15 protein-coding genes are annotated in these 22,243 nt (G+C 33.6%); 2 read left to right on the forward strand and 13 right to left on the reverse strand.

Features of this window, described 5'->3' with window-relative positions:
• Window positions 1–17: 17 nt before the first annotated feature.
• Window positions 18–2,747 (reverse strand): TonB-dependent receptor, encoded by a 2,730-nt coding sequence (locus BLQ19_RS05850; RefSeq protein ID WP_074537723.1) that lies wholly within the window; start codon window positions 2,745–2,747, stop codon window positions 18–20.
• A gap of 119 nt (window positions 2,748–2,866) precedes the next feature.
• Here BLQ19_RS05850 and BLQ19_RS05855 point away from each other — a divergent pair, with 119 nt between their 5' ends.
• Complete coding sequence (locus BLQ19_RS05855) at window positions 2,867–3,925, forward strand: endonuclease/exonuclease/phosphatase family protein (protein WP_074537724.1); 1,059 nt, start codon at window positions 2,867–2,869, stop codon at window positions 3,923–3,925.
• 56 nt (window positions 3,926–3,981) lie between these two features.
• Here BLQ19_RS05855 and BLQ19_RS05860 read toward each other — a convergent pair whose 3' ends face one another.
• The 11 genes from BLQ19_RS05860 to uvrC form a co-directional block, all read right to left on the reverse strand.
• Complete coding sequence (locus tag BLQ19_RS05860; RefSeq protein WP_034666307.1) at window positions 3,982–4,425, reverse strand: hypothetical protein; 444 nt, start codon at window positions 4,423–4,425, stop codon at window positions 3,982–3,984.
• Window positions 4,426–4,505: 80 nt separating this feature from the next.
• On the reverse strand, window positions 4,506–5,870 hold the full coding sequence (locus BLQ19_RS05865; RefSeq protein WP_139150208.1) for an endonuclease: 1,365 nt from the start codon (window positions 5,868–5,870) through the stop codon (window positions 4,506–4,508).
• 72 nt (window positions 5,871–5,942) lie between these two features.
• On the reverse strand, window positions 5,943–7,106 hold the full coding sequence (locus BLQ19_RS05870) for a hypothetical protein (protein WP_074537726.1): 1,164 nt from the start codon (window positions 7,104–7,106) through the stop codon (window positions 5,943–5,945).
• 11 nt (window positions 7,107–7,117) lie between these two features.
• Window positions 7,118–9,658 (reverse strand): TonB-dependent receptor, encoded by a 2,541-nt coding sequence (locus BLQ19_RS05875; protein ID WP_074537727.1) that lies wholly within the window; start codon window positions 9,656–9,658, stop codon window positions 7,118–7,120.
• A 173-nt stretch (window positions 9,659–9,831) separates the two neighbouring features.
• Window positions 9,832–11,469, reverse strand: a complete 1,638-nt coding sequence (gene pgi / locus BLQ19_RS05880) for a glucose-6-phosphate isomerase (RefSeq protein WP_074537728.1) — start codon at window positions 11,467–11,469, stop codon at window positions 9,832–9,834.
• 1 nt (window position 11,470) lies between these two features.
• Complete coding sequence (locus tag BLQ19_RS05885) at window positions 11,471–12,751, reverse strand: M23 family metallopeptidase (RefSeq protein ID WP_024482635.1); 1,281 nt, start codon at window positions 12,749–12,751, stop codon at window positions 11,471–11,473.
• A gap of 2 nt (window positions 12,752–12,753) precedes the next feature.
• Window positions 12,754–13,722 (reverse strand): tryptophan 2,3-dioxygenase family protein, encoded by a 969-nt coding sequence (locus BLQ19_RS05890; RefSeq protein ID WP_074537729.1) that lies wholly within the window; start codon window positions 13,720–13,722, stop codon window positions 12,754–12,756.
• A gap of 148 nt (window positions 13,723–13,870) precedes the next feature.
• Window positions 13,871–14,650 carry a DUF3108 domain-containing protein gene (locus BLQ19_RS05895; protein WP_074537730.1) on the reverse strand — a complete coding sequence of 260 codons (780 nt, stop codon included), beginning with the start codon at window positions 14,648–14,650 and terminating at the stop codon, window positions 13,871–13,873.
• A gap of 380 nt (window positions 14,651–15,030) precedes the next feature.
• A complete protein-coding gene (gene hppD, locus BLQ19_RS05900) occupies window positions 15,031–16,194 on the reverse strand; it encodes a 4-hydroxyphenylpyruvate dioxygenase (protein ID WP_074537731.1) in 1,164 nt (387 codons plus the stop codon).
• A 196-nt stretch (window positions 16,195–16,390) separates the two neighbouring features.
• A complete protein-coding gene (locus BLQ19_RS05905) occupies window positions 16,391–18,643 on the reverse strand; it encodes a patatin-like phospholipase family protein (protein ID WP_074537732.1) in 2,253 nt (750 codons plus the stop codon).
• A gap of 16 nt (window positions 18,644–18,659) precedes the next feature.
• On the reverse strand, window positions 18,660–20,447 hold the full coding sequence (gene uvrC, locus BLQ19_RS05910; RefSeq protein ID WP_074537733.1) for an excinuclease ABC subunit UvrC: 1,788 nt from the start codon (window positions 20,445–20,447) through the stop codon (window positions 18,660–18,662).
• A gap of 541 nt (window positions 20,448–20,988) precedes the next feature.
• On the opposite strand from uvrC, the gene BLQ19_RS05915 reads away from it, so the two are divergent.
• Window positions 20,989–21,549: a 5-formyltetrahydrofolate cyclo-ligase gene (locus BLQ19_RS05915; RefSeq protein WP_074537734.1), complete on the forward strand. Its 561-nt coding sequence runs from the start codon at window positions 20,989–20,991 to the stop codon at window positions 21,547–21,549.
• On the opposite strand, the gene BLQ19_RS05920 is transcribed toward BLQ19_RS05915, so the two are convergent.
• A complete protein-coding gene (locus tag BLQ19_RS05920) occupies window positions 21,546–22,217 on the reverse strand; it encodes a lipoprotein signal peptidase (protein ID WP_029450551.1) in 672 nt (223 codons plus the stop codon). The genes BLQ19_RS05915 and BLQ19_RS05920 overlap by 4 nt on opposite strands.
• Between the last annotated feature and the right edge of the window lie 26 nt (window positions 22,218–22,243).

Genomic DNA, 22,243 nt, shown 5'->3' on the forward strand with positions numbered 1-22,243 from the left:
TATATACCATAATATGATTAAAAACTTATTGCAAAATTCAAGAAATAGGTTCTTCCGTAGCCATACCAATATTTAGGCGCAAAAGAAGGCGATCCGCTCAAAGCATCTTGTTTAAGCTGTCCAAAATTTCCATTTCGGCTTTGCTCATACCCGCCCGATCTGAAAGTGGCATCAAATGCATTATTTATGCTAGCAAAAACACTAATATATTTCCCATTTTTCAACCATGATTTACCTCCAACTAAATTGAGCAAATAAAAATTATCTAGTGACTGTTGAGCAAGTAATTGGGAAACATTATCATTAGTGGCATCAGGGAAATTACTTCCTGTTTCTGGGTTTATATAAAAACTATTAGTTCTAGTAATGGTCGATATATTAGCATAGTTATTCTCTAAATAATTTGCTGTAGCTCCTACCCACCAATATTTAGGATCTTGATAATTAATACCAATAGCAAATGCTTTCTGAGGACCTTGCCCTAATTTATAATCCTTAATATTTGCCTTCCCTAAGTCTTTGCTTCCCTCCAAATTTATGAGCTCATCTTCTGCATTGGTGGTATCAAAATTTATAGTAACATTTGGATGATTAGCAAATACATATTTACCGATAGCTGCAACCGCCGTTAATTGTACCGAGGATGAAACCTGATACTCTACACCCAATTCTGTACCCATATGTAACTTATCTACGCCTGTTAAAACCTCTTGAACAAAATCTGAACCAACACCTGCATCTACAAAGAAAAAATTTACGTCCGTAACTCCTTGAAACCTGGTGTGAAAACCAGTAACACGACCAATTAATTTAGGGAATCTAAAAAAATAAGATCCGTCTACACTCGTAATTTTCTCAGAATTTAAGTCAGGCACCACCAAATTGTTCTCTCTTGGATTAATAAAAACATTTTGCAATACTGGAGGTTTTTGTTGCAACATAGCATTGGACTCAATCCAATTTCTTCCATTAATTTTATATGAAAATCCGCCTTTGAAACTGAAATTTGAGAAGCTAACATCTTTACTTCTTCCAAGTGAAGTAGTTTCATAACGTTGATTTTTAAAACGCCCGTTTCTACTATAGTTCAAAGTTTCCCATTGTCCTGCTAAAAAACCTTCCCAACCATTATGCTCATAGATTATCTGAGCAAAAGTTTCTAGTTGCTCGACGTCTATATCATAATGATAATTAAAAATATCGTCCTCATACTTTTGCAAAGCTCCATCACTATCGTTCAAAGTATTTGAAAAAACATCAATATCCTCATGATATTCTGACCCAAATAAATCGGAAATCTCTGCATAATTGGTAGACGCTAATGATTTGTATCCTATTCCAAGATCAATTTTAAATTGAGTCCCTAATGTAATATTAGCGATGCTATTTGCCGCTATTTGCGAGTCTTTCACAATATCATCATAAAGTACATAGGCAGCTTTAATAGCATCATTAGCTTTATAAATCTGATTCCAATTAAGTTGTGGGTTAAAAAGAAATCCTTCCTTGGCTGTATTTGCACTTAGAAAGTTAGTCCCTATAGTACTATTAATATAGTAACTAGGCAAATATCTATAGTACGTGGGATCAGGATTTGGCGCGTTATAATACCCAAGTCTAGATCTTGAGTTAATCCCGGACTGATAACTTACTCCCGTATTTAATTTTAATTTCGAGGTCTCTAAAATATGGTTAAACATTAAGATTGGCTCGGCTATTGTACGTTCCCTAGAGTTTCTAATTTCTCCATTTTGGGCTCCCCAATAAGGATTGTACTGGCTACCCACCAGATTAAATACCTCTTCGGTAACTGCAGAAGACCTACCTCTCCTATTAGAGGCCAACATTCCTGTAAATAGCAGACTATTCGCTGGATTTACTTGATATTCCATAGCTCCAAAAGCCGAATATGCGTCATATAATGTACCCGCAAAATAACCTTCTTTAGCCCATCTTCTCGATCCCGAGACACTATAACTAAAGCCCTTCTCTGAAATACTGGAAGTGTATGTAGCCATGACCCTTGCCGCATAAGTTCTATTAGAAGCCGAAGATGATATTCTAATTCCTGGACGGAAGGCTGAGGGTCTTGTAGAAATATTAGTTACTCCTAATGCTCCTCCAAAATTGTAAGCAGATGCAGATAGCCCATTACTAAACTCTTGATTTCTGGTTACATCATTTAATCCACCCCAGTTATTCCATTGCGGTCTCCCATCATAAAACTTATTCATAGAAACACCATTCATCAAAACTTTCCCATACTGAGAATCATAACCACGAACACGAAAAAATGCCTGACCAAAATCAAAAGCAGCCCGTTGCAAGAAAATATCCTTTGTAGCTTGTAAGAGTCCAACAGAACTAGCACTTTGTTCGTCATCATGTAGCTCTGAATCGGTCAGCGTAATTAAATTATCGGTTAACTCTACCGTAATATCTTTTTCGAGATATACCGTACCTAAATCTAGAATACGATCTCCTAAAGTAACTGGCACCCTTTTTAAAATATAATCCGTATACTGAAAACTTAGAATATAATCACCCGAATCAGGCACTGAAATGGAGAAAATACCATCTTTATCTGTAGCGGTTAGCAGCTTAGTTTTTTCGACTATAATACGAACACCTGTAAGTTGATCCTTCTGCTGCTTATCTACTACTCTCCCTTTTACTATCCTATTAGTTTGTGAAAAACTCACACTAACCGATATAGAAAAAACAATAAACAAAAGGATTTTAAACATGTTAACAGCTACTATTTCAATGATTTATGGAGTAATATAGGAATATTATTATTAATATTACAAAACAAACCAGATTATTTTCGATAAGCAAATAGCTCATCTAACCACAATATAGCACAATGAATACACGGCTTTTTCTCCTTCTCCTCGTTATACACCTAAACCTACACTCTCAGAAAAAGAGCTACAAAATACGCACAATCGCCTTTTATAATTTAGAGAATTTATTCGACCTTAAAAATGATAGTCTCACTTATGATGATGACAGAACTCCAAATGGTAAAGACCAATGGACCGAAGATCGATACCTGCAAAAATTAAATAATCTTTCTAAAGTAATTGCTGAAATAGGGCAAACTGTATCAAAATCTTCTCCCGATATTATAGGCATTTGCGAAGTAGAAAATCAAGAAGTTGTAGCAGATTTAATCAATCATAAAAACTTAAGAGAAAAAAATTATGGAATTGTTCATTTTGATTCCCCAGATGAACGCGGAATAGACGTGGCTTTACTCTACAAGAAAAATGCATTTATGCCTACTTCTTTCAAGAGCCAACGCTTATTACTTCAAAACGATGAAGGATACAGAGACTACACAAGAGATCAATTAATTGTTGGAGGACTACTAGATAACGAACAAGTTTATTTTATAGTTAATCACTGGCCCTCTAGAAGCGGCGGTGAAGCCAGAAGTAAACCAAACCGCATAGAAGCCGCCAAATTGAACAAACGAATCATAGACTCTATTAAAAAGACGGATGCAAGCGCTAAAATTATAAGCATGGGCGATTTAAATGACGATCCAACCAGTGATAGCCTAAAAAAGATTCTAAAGACTAAAGGGGATGAAAGAAACTTAGAAGAAAATGATTTATACAACCCTATGGAAAAGCTACACAAAAAAGGAATAGGCTCTTTAGCATACCGAGACAAATGGAACCTTTTTGACCAACTTTTTTTTACCAGTAATTTAATTTCAGAAAATAAAGAAAACTATACTTATTGGAAAGCAGGAGTCTTTACTCCTTCCTATTTACTAGATCCAACAGGAAAATATAAAGGGTACCCTTTACGCACCTATGCTGGCGGTAATTATGTAGGAGGCTATAGTGATCATTTTCCTGTATACCTCTATTTAATTAAAGCCGTACCCTATATGTCTAGTGGCGATGAATAAAAAAAGCCTCGAGATTTCCCTCAAAGCTTTTTTATAAATTATCATAGGTTAATGATTTAAGCAAACCATTGTCCCCATGGTAAGCGAGTCAAGATCAACACCAATCCGATTCCGTAAAAGATTGCTATTGTTTTAAACTTACGGTTCGCTTCCATTATTTTTTTATGTTTTGACCATCCTATGGTAATAAAAACCAAGGCTATAATATTTATAAAAGGATGTTCTACCGCCAACAGTCTTGAAGCAGATGTTAGTCCGCCCATTCCCAGCTCACTGATGGTATAAAATCCTTTAGGAGAAACAAAATACAGAATGATACCAATTAATAATTGTATGTGCGATAGTATTAGCGCAAAAAGGCTTATTCTAAAGTCTTTTTCTAAAGTAAACATTCTATTTTTTGTTAAGCCCGTAATTGCATTTATTACGGCCAATATCAATACAGCTAAAACGATATAAGCAAAGAAAGAATGCAGCTTATAAATTATTTCGTAGATCATATTTTAAATTTTAATTTGTTGTCTCAAAAATAGTGAAAATTAAGCATAAAAAAACCCTGCGTAGTGCAGGGTTCAATTTTTTATTGCCATTTATTTTCAGCTGGTGTTCCTCCCCAAATAAGGGTAGCTAAATAAGGGTTATCAATAAATGGATTTCTATCCCCTTGAGCAGATTCTATAACATTATTACGCTGTTCCTCAAACGGAGAAACTGGATCCTCAACATTCCATTGTAAAAATAATTCTAAAGTTCCAACTTTTTCAAAGGTCTCACCATAACGAACATTTAAGTAAAAAATCATTCTAGCTACATCACCCTTCCATTCATCACCTGGATACCATGAATTATTATTTATTAATTGATACGTTCCACTACCTGAAGTATAGGGATAATTAAGACGCTCTGAATTTATATTTGCATCTGCAGATCTTAAATGATGTAAATCAGATACAGCTAAGTCTGAATTTAACTTAGATTGTGGATAAATATGTTCTGTGTTAAAAGTTTGTGGCTGGTATGCATTAGTGCCAGAAGTATATTCTTGCCAATACCTACTTTCACTGGAATACATTAAAATTACATTGTCGGAATTACTTAAATCAGCATCAGCATTGTACAAATATGTATGTCTTTGACCATAAGATAAAATAGTAGTATGGTTCTTTACCGTATGATTTTTTAACTGATTGTAACTTACATCTACATTATTGGCTAAAATTAAATCTCCATAATAATAATCCAGTCCAGCTGGTATATTAAAATTAATAGCATTTAACACGCTAACAGTTATTGTTGCTGTTGCGCATGTTGGATTTGGAGTATCATCATCACAAATAGTATACGTAAATGTATCATCTCCAGTAAAATCTGCAGCAGGTGTGTATTGTATACTTCCATTTGAATTTATAGCTATTACCCCAAAAGAACTTGCACTATCAATTGACGCCAAACTAGCGTCATCTAATACAGAATCATTCACAAGCGCGTTATTTATTGTAATTGCTGTATTTTTTACAGTATAAAAAATATCATCCATTGCGATAGGCATTCCTTCATCTTCTACAGTAATAGCAACAGTAGCAGTAGAACAATTGGGTACTGTTTCCGAATCGCAAATAGTGTACGTGAATGTATCAACGCCTACATAACTTTTAGCGGGTTCATAGGTATAGGTATTATTTCGGTTATCAACTATAGTCCCACCATTGTTAGAATTTCCGTCAAATCTGGTAATTCTAGCATTATTTTCCACGGTATCGTTGGACAATAAACCTGAAATTATAGTTTCCTGGTCTTCTATTGCTTGAATAGCATCATTCACTGCTACTGATTTAGCGATTGGATCAGGTGTTGGTGTGGGTTCTATGGGTTCGGTTGTACCACTATCGCTACTACATCCAAAAAACACAACGCTAAACAATGTTAAAATCGATATCTTTTTCATCATATAAAAATAAGAAAAGCCTTCACTATAAAAAATTGTGAAGGCTTTTAATGTATAAAATTTATTTAAGGTTTAGTTCGCTACCCAAACACCACCAGTTTTAATAACACTGATACTCTCTGTACCTGCTGAACCATTGTAAATATCGAAAGTCATTATATATTTTTGACCTTCATCTGCATTAGGAGCTATACTATTTAATAAAATACCCATACCTTCTACTAACATAGCATATGTCCACTCTGCTGCATTACCTGCTCTTCTATCAAAATTACCATAACGAGCTGCACTACCTGCTGGACCAGCATAAGTAGCTAAAAGCGCATCACCTATTAACGTATAATCGTCTCTTCCAAGGGTGTATTTAATTGTATTATCTGGAATCCAATTTGTGCCATCAAAACCAAATTGAAGCGTTTCCATTATTTCATTATTATATTTAGAAAATTCAGCTCCATCATAAATAAAATATCCAATTAAACTAACTGTAGTATTATCATCTACTCTCCCATCACCATCTACATCGTCAACGTCTGTAGTGTATAATTTATACATAATAGATACAATGTCACCAGCCTCTTTAGGCTCATACTTAAATTTGTCTTTTAAGTAGATTGGAATTTTAACAGCTGCTTCATCAGAACTACTGAAATTAGGAAAACCTTCGCCCATTAAAGTATATTCGGCATCAGTAAATCCTTGTATCATTTCCCAAGCACCGTCAATGAAGAAAAACCCATTATTTAAGGTATTTAAAGTACCACTATAATATTTATACGTAAGAGAAACTAAATCTCTATCTGCAGGAGTAGGATACTTAGTATCAATGAACGCATAAACTTGAGCAATATCATCAAAATTATCAAATTCTGCCGTATCATCATTTGCATCATAATCTTCAGTAGTTACCGTATATCTATATAACTTTTTATGCGAAGATTTTGGGGCATAAACATTATACGTCACTAATGCAGATGAAGAAACGTCCAAATTTGGATACTTAGTTTTCAATAAATCGGAAATTAAATCTTTTGCTTCATCGGTTGAATTGAAATTACCATATGTTTTCCCAATTGCATTATAATCATCATCCGATAATTCCAAAACTACATCTCCAACTTGAATAAGAGGGTTTTTCTCTAGAGCTTCAAGGTCATCATAAATATCATCCACTGGGTTACAGCTAGAAACTAAGCCTACAGCTACTATCGTTAATAAATAAATTATTTTTTTCATGTTATTTTTTTTTAAAAATTAAGTTTAGCTCCTACTGTATACGTTGTACCTGCACCAAAGTAAACTAATGCAGTTGAAGCAGTTCCATTACTATCACGAGCATCTGTAATATATTCTGAATTGAACAAATTGTAAACATTAGCATTCAAACTAGCTTTAAAACCACCAAAATCAAATCTATGTGTAAGACCAACATCAAAAAGTCCGTAAGCTGGCATTTCCCAAGCTTGTACTCCTGCAGCACTTAAACCTCTAGCAGATGGGTCATAATCAGCATAGTTATTACCCGCATAGTTATAATCTAAACGTAAAGTTGTAGATTCTAAAACTTCATAACTTCCGCCAAGTGCAAATGTAGTTTGTGCCGAGTTACCAACTTTAAGACCTGCAATGTAAATGTCTACTTCATCAACTTCTACTTGCTGATCATCAAATATCTTAACACCAGTAACATCATTCTGCCAAGTCCAATCACCAATTGAAATCATACCTGTTAGTCTTAATTTATCTGTAGGTCTGTATTGCGCCTCTAATTCAACTCCTTGGTGCAATGCATTAACACCTAGTACGTTAGCTGAATTAAACGTGCCGTCTTGGTTTTGGAAACTTACCGTTTCTGTTCTATCATTCCATTGTGTACGGTACACATTTAAATCTAATTTTAATTCAGAAGTTCTAAAACCATAACCCAATTCAGCACTAAAAATCTTTTGATTTTCTGCACCAGCATTGATGTCATTTCTGAAATTTAAGAATACTGCATTATTAAAAGGTGCTCTTTCAAAATATCCAATGTTTGCAAAAACGTTGTTTTTTTCATCAAGATTATAGTTTGCTCCACCTTTTCCACTATATCCAAAAAAGTTAATCCAATCTGTTTCTCTTTCAGGATCTGTATTTACATAAGAGAAATAATCTAATCTTTTATATCCTGTGTTCGAAGCAGCAAGTGATACAAACGCTGAAAGATTATCTTTACTATATTCTACTTGAGCAAAAGCCCCTAACCAAGAAGTAAAACCTTCATCATAATAACTAATCTTATCCCCAACTCTTGCGATGTTTCCTGGATTATTTTGATCGCCATTATCAATAAAGAATTCACCCCCTAATAAATCTGTTAATTCAGTAAAGTGCTCTCCTTTATAAGATCTGATATCCACACCACCAATTAATTCAATATTATCTGTAAGTGCAGTGCTATAAGTTGATATAGCTCCAAACCATCTATGGTTATTTCTTGAAGCTCGTAAAATAGTTTCAGAACCTGCTAAACCTAAAGCTTTGTTTTCATCCACAATGATGTCTAAATTTACAGGTGCAAACTCATCATCACGATAATTTAAATTGTATTTTCCGAATTTATTAACTCCAGAAAAACCACCACCTCCACCAGTTCCAAAAGATGCGTAAACTGAAGTTGTTAAATTAGACTTGTCTGAAATTGTCCAAAAATGGTTTAATATCATTTTTGGCTTGTGATAAAAGTTATCTTCTATACTTACAAATTGGCCATTTTTATACCCATAATCTGTATTTGTTTTTATGCCTCTTTCACTTGTTCTAAAATCATCTATCAATAATCTGTTTTGACGTTGACCATGTGTTTGTGGCGCACCAAATGCTGTTAATGACAAACTGTGATTGTCGTTGATTTTTTTGGCAATATTTAAAAAGTAAGAATATCCTAAAAATTCAGTTCCATCAACAAAACCTTGACCTGAGGTTTTAGATGCTGCAATTGTCGTAGCCCATCCATTTTCCAACATCCCTGTAGATAATGTAAAACCATATTTTGTATACCCATTATTACCTGTGGTCATAATAACATTACCACCTTTAACTGCATCAGTAGATTTAGTAACAATATTCATTGTACCTCCAATAGAAGGCACTGCTAATTTTGAAGCACCAAGACCACGCTGCACTTGTACAGTACTTGTTACATCAGACAAACCAGACCAGTTACTCCAATAAACAACTCCATTTTCCATATCATTTACTGGAATACCATTAATCATTACAGCAACGTTTTCAGAATTAAAACCACGCATACGTAAACTGGCATCTCCAAAACCACCACCACCACGAGTTACAAAAACTCCTGGAGTAGATTTTAAAATTTCAGGGAACTCCTGACTCCCTAATTTTGTCTGAATTTCGGCAGCTTTAATTGTAGAAACAGCTACTGGTGTTTTACGGTCAATAGCCAAAGAGTACGTTGTAACAATAACTTCATCCAAAGCACTAGCATCCGCTTCTAAGGTTGTTCTACCTAAATCAGATTTACCCCCAGTTGCTGTAAAAGAAATTTCCTTGGTTTTATAACCAATATAAGAAATTACTAAAGTCCCTGAAGATTGAGAAACATTTAAAGAATACTTACCGTCAAAATCGGTTGTAGCACCATTAATTGTTCCTTTCACTACTACATTTGCCCCTGGCAAAAATTCACCTGAATCACCATCAACAATTGTTCCGGTGATTGTACCTTGTGAAAAAGCAATTGCCGTAAAAAGTAATGCGACAATTGTGAAATACATTTTTCTCATTTTTCTAAGTGTTATTTTAGTTTTAGTTTTGCTGCAAAAGTGAAACTTTAATTACACTTGTATATTAACAAAACGTTAAATTAGTTTTGCCAAAATTAACATAAAAACACGTGTCTAACACCTGTAAAACAAGAACTTATCAACTTTTATTAAGAAAAAGAGAAGAAGTCTAATTATTTCTTAAAATTATGCAAAAGATTTAATGTTGATGAATCATGATTAGCAATTTCGGAATTCTCAATATCCTTAAGAATTGTAGTTGCTAATTGTTTTCCAAGTTCTACACCCCATTGATCATAACTAAATATGTTCCAAATAACACCTTGGACGAATATTTTATGCTCGTACATTGCTATTAACGCTCCTAAACTTTTAGGAGTTAACTTATCTATCAATAATGTATTTGTTGGATTATTACCTTGAAAAACTTTAAATGGGAGTAATTTATCTAATGATTTTTCATCCATTCCTTTTTCTACCAACTCTTTCTTTACTTCAGCAGCTTCCTTACCATTCATCAAAGCTTCTGTTTGAGCAAAGAAGTTTGCCATTAGTTTATTGTGATGATCGGTATCACCGTGAAGTGAATTTCTATATCCAATAAAATCTGTTGGGATTACTTTTGTACCCTGATGTATTAATTGAAAGAATGCATGCTGAGAATTTGTACCTGGTTCTCCCCAAATAATTGTACCCGTTTGATATGTTACAGGATTCCCTGCTCTATCTACACTTTTACCATTACTCTCCATTATTCCTTGTTGTAAATATGCAGAAAAGCGACTTAGGTATTGCGTGTAAGGAATAATAGCTTCCGTTTCAGCACCATAAAAATTATTATACCAAACACTTATTAATGCTAATACCACAGGAATGTTTTGATCAAAATCTTCTTCTTTAAAATGATCATCCATCTCATTAGCGCCTTCTAATAAAGCATCGAAATTCTCAAAACCTACCGCCAAGGCAATTGATAACCCTACTGCGCTCCACAATGAAAAACGACCACCAACCCAGTCCCACATTGGGAATACATTTTCAGAAGCTATTCCAAATTCCGAAATCTTCTCCGTATTGGTAGAAACTGCAGCAAAATGTTTCGCAACGTCAGCTTGTGTTGCATGCTTTAAAAACCACTTTTTAATGGTGGTTGCATTACTTAATGTTTCTTGGGTTGTAAAAGTTTTTGAAACCACTACGAACAACGTAGTTTCAGGATCTAAATGACGTAACGTTTCATACACATGATCACCATCTACATTGCTTACGAAATGCATTTTTAAATGGTTGCCATAAAACTTCAATGCCTCTACAACCATTGCAGGTCCCAAATCTGAACCACCAATACCTATATTAACAACATCTGTAAACTTCTTACCGGTAAATCCTTTTTTATCTCCTGATATAATAGACGCCGTAAATGCCTTTATTTTTTCTTTAACCTCATAAACCTCTGGCACCACATTTTCACCATCAACCAGAACTGAATCTGTTTTCTTAGCTCTTAAAGCCGTATGAAGTACAGCCCTACCTTCTGTTTCATTTATAATATCACCTTCAAAATATTTACCTATAGCATCTTTTAATTTCAACTCTTCTGCTAAATTAAGAAGTAAACCTAAAGTTTCTCTAGAAAGTCTATTTTTTGAAAAATCAACTAAAAAATCATTCCACTCAATAGTAAACTTATCAGCACGGGTTGCATCTGATTTAAAATATTCTTTTATCTCGTGATTCTTATTGGCATTGAAATGATCTGTTAATTGTTTCCACGCTTTTGTACTCGTTGGGTTTATATTTTGTAGTGCCATTTTATTTAAGTGTTAACGGTTGTTCTTCTTTTACTTCTTCTTGTATTTTTACTTCTATATAAGGTACGCTATCCAATTTTGCCTTAATTGGACTTATAAATTCTAAATATCGTCCTCTTAATGAATCAACAATTGGTTCTGCTACTGGTAATTTTTCTCTTAACGGATCAACTTGTTTTCCATTTTTCCAAAAACGATAGCATACATGAGGTCCTCCTGTATTACCTGTCATCCCAATCCAACCAATTACATCTCCTTGTTTGACATATTGACCTTTCTTAACATTTTGATTTTTCATGTGCAGGTATTGAGTGCTATAGGTACTATTGTGTTCTATTTTAACGTACTTACCATTACCACCTCTTCTGGTTGACTCTATAACTGTACCGTTGGCCGTAGCTAGAATAGGCGTCCCAATTGGAGCAGCATAATCTGTACCTTTGTGTGGCCTAACTTTATAACCATAGTAAGCTATTCTTCTATTTAAATTATAACGAGAAGAAATTCTACTGAACTCCACTGGTGCTTTTAAAAAAGCTCTTCGTAAATTTTTAGCCTGTTCATTATAGTATTCTGATATGTTATTCACAGAATCTGTTTCATACGAAAATGCATAAAAAGACTCCCCATTGTGCTCAAAAAAAGCTGCTTCTATAGGCTCTGCTCCAGCATAAATGCTATCATTAATATATTTCTCTTTATACAGCACTTTAAATTTATCTCCTTTTTGTAGTCTAAAAAAATCAATAGACCAAGCATAGATTTCAGATAAATTATTTGTAACCATATAATCGATGCCTTGTTCGTTTATAGCAGTAGACAAATTAGAATTAATAACACCAGATGCTACCCTTTCTACATATTTCACATTTTTCTTACCATGGTAAGCAATAACAGAATCTCTTAAATCAACCACCGTATAGTTAATTCGGTCATCTTCATAAATAAAATATTGAGCTATCTCTGAGGTATCCTTAGATTTTAAAATTGCATATGGCTTTCCAATTTTAATTTTTCGCACATCAAAGGTGTCTTTGAATTCCGTAGATATTTTAAATATTTTCTGATAGTCTACCTTATTTTTAATCATAAGGTCACCAAAACTATCTCCATTACGGACCGTATCTTTTAAAACAACAAAATCTTCTAAATTAAAACCGTAAGCCTCAACAATAGGCTTTTCAATCACTTCTACTTTCTCTACTGTATCTTTTTCTTTTTTTTCATCTCCGCATGAACTCAAAAAAAGGCAAGCCAATATAATCAAACAAATCTTCTGCATTCTCAATGTGTGCTTTTTTCAGGGTTAAAGATATGGTCTACCCATTGTTTTCCCCAATCATTTAACTCATCTTTAGAATATAACTCCGGAAAAAACACAACTTTTTGGAAACTTGGAGGCAAATACTCTTTCCAATTTGTTCCTCCTGTAGCATCAATTGGTTTTTTATCCTTAGCAAGGTAACGGTATGCAGAACCCATATGCATTAATGGCCAATTTACATTAGCATTTACATCTAGCTCTTTCAATGCCTTAATCAAAGATTCATTCTGTTTAACTTTTTCTGGGAGCTGAAGATACTTGGCATAAATACTACTATCTTTTACTTGATTAGCAATACGAATTAATCTAGGCGTATACCGATATTCAAATTGCTTTAAGGTTAAGGTTTTTTCACCAGTAGCTTTATCCGTAGCTCCTTTTTTCCAATAAATATGTTCGTAAAGTTCTTCTATTTCATTTTCTGAAGAAAAACTAGCTCTCTCTGTATGATGCACCAAATTCTTCATAGAAGTAGCATAAATTTCAATCATCCTGTATTGTGCAGATTGAAAACCACTTGCTGGTAATAAAGCCATTCTATATTGCAGAAATTGCTCTCGCTCCATTCCATTTATCATGATACTGAATGATGAAATAAGCACCCTATAGTAACTGTTTATTCTATTTGCTTTTTCAATAAAGAAATCTACTTCTTGTGTTTTGTCATCTACTAATTGTTTTTGCTCATGAAGTATTAGCTTAAAATACAATTCTGTAATTTGATGATACATGATGAATATTTCTTCATCAGGAAAGTGCGTTCTTGGTATTTGAAGACTTAGAAGCGTATCTAAATGTATATAATCCCAATAAGTTAAGTAGCGTTGATAAAGAAGACCATCTAAATAGGAACTTAAATCTTGACCAGAATTCTTATACTTTTCTTCAAGCTTCGAAATTTGCAGATCGATATCTTCTTTACTTTTCAATGGGAATAAATTTAGATTAACTGAATACTTTGAAAAAACAATGTTTTGACAAAAATAGAATAAAGAATTAAAATAGAATTCTTTATTGAAGTCAAGTTTTATTGCGCTAGCCTAATACTACTTTATTTAACAAAATAGTCCAGAAAATTTAATCCATTATAATTTTAAACTGGTTATTTAAACCATTATACCCGTCTAAATCTGCCTTGATAGAACCAACAGCAATATCTGCTTTGATCCGAATTGGAATTTTATTATCATCATTGGAAACCCATAAAGACAAACTTTCTTCTTCTTTAAAAACACGACCAGATTGCACATATGGTCTAAACTTTAAACAAGCTACTTTTCCGTATTTTGTTTTTAGGGTATCTATACCCACATATTTTAATTTAAACTGATATACTCCATCATCATCGTATAGCATATCTAACTTAATAAACTCACCCTCCGTAAGGTCATTGAAGTCGTAATTTTTTCTGATATAATAAAAAGCAGAAATTAAATCCTGAACCTTATTTGTTATCGTAAAGTTTTCCTTTTTTTCGTTCTTCTTATCGTTTAGCTCAGCTTTTTTCTTATTGTAATCAAAATTGATTTCAATATCTTTAGTATACCCACCTTCATCTATTTTACGGACAAATTTATAAGGCCTGCCATCTTCTTTATCAAAGTAACTTTCATAAACATCATCTACCTTATAAAAAACTCTCGCTGCTCCGGTTGTTTTACCTTCTCCACGAACCTTGTAAACGCTTTTCCCGTCTACATAATCATTTGTAAGATGAAGCGTGGCACTACTCGCATTAAAAATACCATAATGAATACGAAACTTTAGCCATTCTCCAGATTTAAATGGTTCACTTTTCTCCTGTGCATGAACTGCACCGATTGCTATAACGAATATGAGTAGTAAAATCTTTTTCATACTTTATCTATTGCCTTAAAGAATATAATTGCGATAAGAGGTTAATTTATAGCAAACACTGTAAAAATAGTAAAAAACAAATTCCACAGGATTAACTTTACACTTAGATAAACAAAATTTATTCCAAACTATTGTAATTGAAAAAAAAGAATAAAAAAAGCCCAGTGTTTCCACTGGGCTTTCCCTAAATAACCAACCAAACTTTAAATTATGAAAAACCAATACTTAAAGTCAATAAGGGAACCACCCCTTATTTGATGACAAAGTTAAAACAAACCTTTTATTCTAAAATTAGTTTTAACGGACTTTAACTATAGTCTTAACAGTAATTTATAGAAGTCTGATAAAAATTAATAATTCATTAAGAAAATTGATCAAAATTAGAGCGTTCCTCTAGCTTCTTGCTCTCTTTCTATCGCCTCAAAAAGCGCTTTGAAGTTTCCTACTCCAAAAGATTGCGCACCTTTTCGTTGAATAATTTCAAAAAATAAGGTAGGTCTATCTACAATAGTTTTTGTAAACAATTGTAACAGGTATCCTTCCTCATCTCTATCTATTAGAATGCCATGTTCTTTGAGCACTTCTACATCTTCATCAATATCTCCTACACGTTCTAACAAATCATCATAATACTCGTCAGGAACATATAAAAACTCCACTCCACGATCTCTCATTGCCGATACTGTGACTACAATATCATCTGTAGCCAGAGCCATATGCTGAACTCCTGGTCCATTATTAAAATCTAAATACTCTTCTATTTGCGATTTCTTTTTCCCTTTCGCAGGCTCATTTATTGGGAACTTCACACGACCATTGCCATTGCTCATTACCTTACTCATAAGCGCTGTATACTCCGTAGCAATATCATCATCTGCAAATGATACGATTTGAGCAAAACCCATTACTTCGCCATAAAACTTACACCACGTGTTCATTTCATTCCAACCTACGTTACCAACAATATGATCAATAAACTTGATTCCTGTTGGTGCCGGATTGTAATGAGATTCCCATTTTCTAAATCCTGGCAAGAAAAGCCCTTTGTAATTTTTACGTTCTACGAATAAATGAACTGTTTCCCCATAAGTATACACTCCCGATCTTACTACATGTCCGTTTTCATCTTCCTCTCTTGTTGGTTCTAAATAAGGTTTTGCACCACGCTTGGTCGTTTCTTCAAATGCCTTAGTGGCATCTTCTACCCATAGCGCAACAATTTTTACACCATCACCATGCTCATTAATGTGCCTATTAATTTCGCCGTCTTTTTCTAGTGGAGTTGTTAAGACCAAGCGGATCTTATCTTGCCTTAATACATAAGAAACACGATCTTTAACTCCTGTCTCTAAACCCGCATATGCTTCTGACTGAAACCCAAAAGCTGTTTTATAATAATGTGCAGATTGCTTTGCATTCCCCACGTAAAGCTCCACGTAATCTGTACCTAGTAACGGAAGAAAATCCTCTGCTTCTTTAAACAGTTTTTTTAACGAGTATTCCGTATTCTTTAAATCTTTTAGGTTTTTTATTTCTGCTGCCATGATATTTATCTTGAAATGATTTATAAAAAGTATGTGTACACAATTTTATCTTTCTTATGAGAAAGAATTAAAAATGGCTTTACCACATGGCTCGAAGATGCGCCGTAATATCAACTCTGTATTGTAGCATTTTACAAATATCGTAATTTAAGGCTAACTTTTGTAGTAAATTAATGACAAACCATTTAGCCCTATTTTAAAACCAGTACCCTACACTGAAAAATAAATTGGACTGAGATTTTTCTGGAGACCAAGAATAAATTACTTGCACGGGACCAACAAATGACTCCCAACCACAACCTACACCATATCCTGAAAAAGTGGGTTCTTTAAACCATTCTCCTGTTCTAAAAAGATCATCATCTACATTGGCATAATTTGCAGCAAAGATTAAATGATTTTTTGGTGTAAATTCATAATCCAATCTCATCATTCCTTTTACAAAGCTGTTCCCTGGTAAGCTTAAAAAATCATAACCATAAAAAGGAATAAAATTATTTATTCTAGCCGCTCCAAAACCACCCAAAACAAAATCAAAAGACGTAACCGCGGATGTCCCCAATTTAAAACCGCCTTCTGTTTCAATATTCAGCGATAGATTTTTAAAAATAGGAAAAGCAACACCCATTTTAGATTGTGCTATTGAAAATTCTCTAAAATTATTGGTAAAATCTGATGACCCTAAATAGAAATGAAAATCACCATCAAAATATAATCCTTTACTCGGAAAGTACTTACTATCATAGGTATCTAAAGTTAACTTACCATAGGCACTAAAAAAATTACTTTTTTCAAAATAAAACCTATCGTCTACTACAGCATTCTCATCATCTGATAACTCCCCAATGGTTTCTGTACTATACTTTAAAAATTTATGCTCTACTCCCAATGTAAATGCGAACTCTTCCTTAACTACTGTCTGCAAGTAAGCTTGGTTGGTGATGTCTGACACATCAATATTTATATTTTTAATATTAGGATCTACAGGAACATCAAAATTAGATTCAAAATTTTGGTAATCTATATTTTGTCCAAACCCTACGAATCTAGAATTTATACCAAAACTCCAATAAGAGCCTTTATCTATATAGTATTCTAAATTATACCTGACATTATCCCCTAAAATAAAATCAAACGAAACCACATCATCATCAAATAGAATATTTTTTTTGGTCAGATTTAAAATGGCGGCACTATTTAACAAATCATCATAATGCACCCCTATTTTTATGAAGGTCTTGGTTTTACTCTCGCGTAAATCTAATACTAAATCTGTTTTCTTATCATCGGGTTCCAACCGATACCGGATCGTTTTAAAGTTGCCCGTTGCAGACAAGTTTCCTATTCCTTGTTGTAATTTTTCAAAAGCTACATGGTTATCTAATGGAAATCTCAGCTTACCCTTTACAAAACCTCTAGAGTAGTTATCGCTACCATTAATAATAAGGTTGTTTAATTGCAAAGTATCTTTACAAATTATAGGAACTCTCTTAAACTTTTTTCTATTCTGTTTGCTTGCCAATTCTTTTAAAGCTATATAATTTTCTCTTGCTGCAAGTTCTCCACTATTTACAATTTCAGATAAGAAAGCAAAATCTATGACCGAATATTTCTCTATGTTGGGCTTTATATAGATGTCTGTTTTCTCCACCTTCTCCACCATATCTTTTACGGTTCTGTAGTTGTTTATTTGCAGTAACACTTCTGTCGCTGATCCTAAGTTTTCTCTACTAGACAATCCGTGCTGCACGTCTACACCAATAATTACATCGGCACCCATTTTCAGGACCCCATCTACCGGATAATTATTAACCACACCACCATCAATTAGCACCCTTCCATCAATTTCAGTAGGCTCAAAAAGAGAGGGAAAGGTTCCGCTCGCCATTATGGTTTCCGGAAGATACCCTTTATTTAAAATTATTTCATTTCCTGTCTCCACATCCGTAGCAATACAGAAAAACGGAATGGGTAATTTACTAAAATCATCTACATTATTTACATGATATAGCAACCTTACCAACTCATTATAAATACTTTGACCGCTAGAAATTGCAGAAGGGAAAGATATTTTAAAGTGATTAAACGGCAAGGTTAACGCATAGCGTTCAGAATCATCTTTCTCATAAAAGGTTTTTGAGCTTCGTGGCAGGTTATCCTGTATTAATTTAGTGAAATCTGTATTTCCAAAAATAGAATCTAATTCATTTGCCGAATAGCCGGAAGCATAAAGCGCACCTACAATAGCCCCCATACTTGTGCCTCCAATATAATCTATCTCTACTCCGGCCTCTTCTATGACTTTTAACGCCCCAATATGCGCAAATCCTTTTGCTCCACCACCACTAAGGACTAGACCTACTTTTACATCTTCCTTTTTAGTGTTGTTCTGTGCTACAACTGTAAAAATGGAAAACAGAAAAGCCGATAAAAATAAAATTCTATTCATAGTGTTGCTTTTCAAATTAATGAAAACTCTCGTATACTTTTTTTGCTCTAGCCATTCCTACTGTTTCGGCTAATTGCTCTAATGAAGCCTCTTTAACTCTTTTTACCGATTTAAATTTTTTCAGCAGATCTTCGATCGTTTTACCACCTATACCCTCAATAGCTTCCAACTCAGACGAAATTGCCCCAGCACTTCTCTTATTTCTATGAAATGTAATTCCAAAACGGTGCGCTTCATTCCTAAGAAACTGAATAACTTTTAGACTTTCTGACTTTTTATCTAAATATAAGGGAATTGAATCTCCTGGGAAATAAATTTCCTCTAAACGTTTCGCAATTCCGATAATCGCTATTTTACCCCGCAAACCTAATATATCTAGACTTTTTAATGCCGATGACAATTGCCCTTTACCGCCATCAATAACTATTAACTGAGGTAGCGGCTCTTCTTCTTCTAAAAGTCTTTTGTAGCGCCTAAAAACCACTTCTTCCATCGAAGCAAAATCATCTGGACCATCCACAGTTTTAATATTGTAATGGCGATACTCTTTCTTAGACGGTTTTCCATTCTTAAACACGACACAAGCAGCAACAGGATTGGTTCCTTGAATGTTAGAGTTATCAAAACATTCTATATGCCTTGGTTCTTCAGACAATCTTAAATCTTTCTTCATCTGCGCCATTAACCTATTCGTATGGCGATCTGGATCCATGATTTTTATTTGATTGAAACGCTCTTGTCGTTGAAGTTTTGCATTCCGCTCTGATAATTCTAGAATTCTTTTTTTATCGCCTAACTTAGGAATAGTAATCTTAACATCCTGCTCTACCTCTACAGAGAACGGTACATATATTTCTCTTGTCAAGGATTTAAATCTTTGACGAATTTCTACAATAGCCAAAGCCAAAAGCTCTGCGTCAGACTCATCTAACTTCTTTTTAATCTCTAAGGTATGTGAACGTATAATGGAGCCATGCGAAAGTTGCAAATAATTCACGTATGCAAAAGCTTCATCTGATATGATAGAAAAAACATCTACATTGTTAATTTTAGGATTTACAATAGTAGTTTTCACTTGATAATTCTCTAGCACTGCTACTTTTTCCTTGATATCTTGCGCCTCCTCAAAGCGCATTTCTTGAGCAAAAATTTTCATTTGATTTTTAAAATACTGAAGTGAGGATTTAAAATTACCTTTTAGTATTTCACGAATTTCTTCTATCTGTCTGTGGTATTCTTCTACGTCTTGATAATCTTCACAAGGGCCCTTACAGTTTTTAAGGTGATACTCAAGACATACTTTATATTTACCAGACTCTATTTTTTCTTTTGACAAATCATAATTACAGGTACGCAACGGATATACACTCTTAATTAAATCAAGCAAGGTTTTTACCGTTTTCATACTCGTATATGGTCCAAAATATTCAGACCCGTCTTTTATATGCCTTCTGGTAGGAAAAATTCTTGGAAAACGTTCGTTCTTAATACAAATCCAAGGATAAGATTTATCGTCCTTTAAAAGAACATTATACCTAGGCTGGTATTTCTTTATTAAATTATTCTCTAAAAGAAGTGCATCAGACTCTGTTGGAACAACGATATGTTTTATACTCCGTATTTTCTTTACTAATACACGCGTTTTACCAATCTCATGGTTTTTAGTAAAATAAGAGCTTACCCTTTTCTTTAGATTCTTAGCCTTACCTACATACAACATTTTATCTTCAGCATCATAAAACTGATAGACTCCTGGATTATTAGGCAGTGTACTTAGCTGTAATTCTAAAGATGGTTCTTGCATTAAATTAATCTAAACATTTAATCTACGATAAAGACCGTTAAATTACTCTGTTTTTAGCAAAAGCTATAATTTTTAGGTCGTTTTAACTTCAAATTCTAATGATTGTAACCGTTGGTAAAAAAGGTACTAATTGCTATAAATTATAATCAAATAATTCTGTTTAAGAAATTGTAAACTAATATAGACCTATCCTTAATTTTTGATTTCACATCGACCCCCCTTAAAGTTCTCTTAAAAATTTGAATATCACTATTTTAAATGCTATTTTTAGAAAAGTAATTCTTCCTACAATTCCTACAAAATCATAATTTTTTATTAAAACAGTGCATTTCAACGATTTTTGAATGCAGTTCGCGGAGTTATATTGTTTTTTTATTTACATTTAGATTATAGAAAATTAATACTGCTATGGAAAATTACATCATAACCTTAGGAACATATTTGATTTTAATGCTTTTCTTTAAAATTTACGTTGCAGTTTCTGCTAAAGAATAGACATTACAATTTAGTATCAATTATTACGTTATAACCAAGATTTTATATGATAAAAAAAGATCTTAGATTAACGTACTCCTCAAGACGCGAGAAACTTTCTCCCGATGAACTTATAGATTCAAGCATTTCTATAGCCAACAACCTACTTCAACTTCCCATCTGGAATAAAAATAATTACCACCTATACTTATCTATCTCTGAAAAAAAAGAAATAGACACTAGCTTCATTTTATCCATTTTACAAGGCAAAGATAAAAATGTAATTTTATCAAAAATGCTAGATAGCCATACGTTGCAACATTATCTTTTGACAGACAATACACTGATCAAAAAAAATAAATGGAACGTTCCTGAACCTGTAGATGGCATAGAAATACCAGCAAAAAGTATAGATGTGGTTTTCATTCCTTTATTAGCATTTGATGCGTTTGGAAACAGAGTGGGTTATGGAAAAGGATATTATGATAAATTCTTAGCTGATTGTAATGAGAACTGCCTTAAAGTGGCACTTTCATTCTTTGAAGCTGCTGATACAATCACAGACATCTTAGCTACCGACATTAAGCTAGATTATTGCGTTACACCAAACAAGACGTATACATTTTAAACAGTTCCTTCTTGTGGTTCTGTCGCTTCAATGTTTTCTTCTTCCTCTGTTTTAGCAAATGCTTTTTTATTGAACACAAGTAAGATTCCCACCCCTGTACTAATTGCCATATCTGCAATATTAAATACCGGCTCAAAGAAACTAAATGTATTACCACCAAAGTAAGGAACCCATTCTGGCCACACCGCATTCTCTATAAATGGAAAATGAAGCATATCTACCACTTTACCATGAAAAATACTCCCATAAGGTTCACCTGAAAAGGCAGTAGCCAATTCGCCCCCATAAAGGCTTTCAGAAAATATCATTCCGTAAAAAACAGAATCTATAATGTTCCCCAAAGCTCCCGCAAATATCAAGGAAACAGCAATTGCCAACGTATTGGATAAATTTTTTCTTACCGTATCATACAACCAATAGCCAATACCAACTACGGCAAATAGTCTAAAAACAGTTAAGATTAATTTCCCTGTTTCTTCAGATATAGGTAAAAAGTCACTTAGCTTAGTACCCCACGCGGCACCTGAGTTTTCAATAAACACAAATTTAAACCAACTAAAAACCTCCAAGGTTTCATTATAGGTGAAATGTGTTTTTACGTATATTTTACTTATCTGATCTATAACTAGAATTATTAAAACTAGTAGAATTGATTTTTTTAAACTCATGCTTATTTTATAAACGTGGTGCAAAA

Source organism: Cellulophaga baltica (assembly GCF_900102165.1).
In the GTDB taxonomy this organism is placed as follows: Bacteria; Bacteroidota; Bacteroidia; order Flavobacteriales; family Flavobacteriaceae; genus Cellulophaga; species Cellulophaga baltica.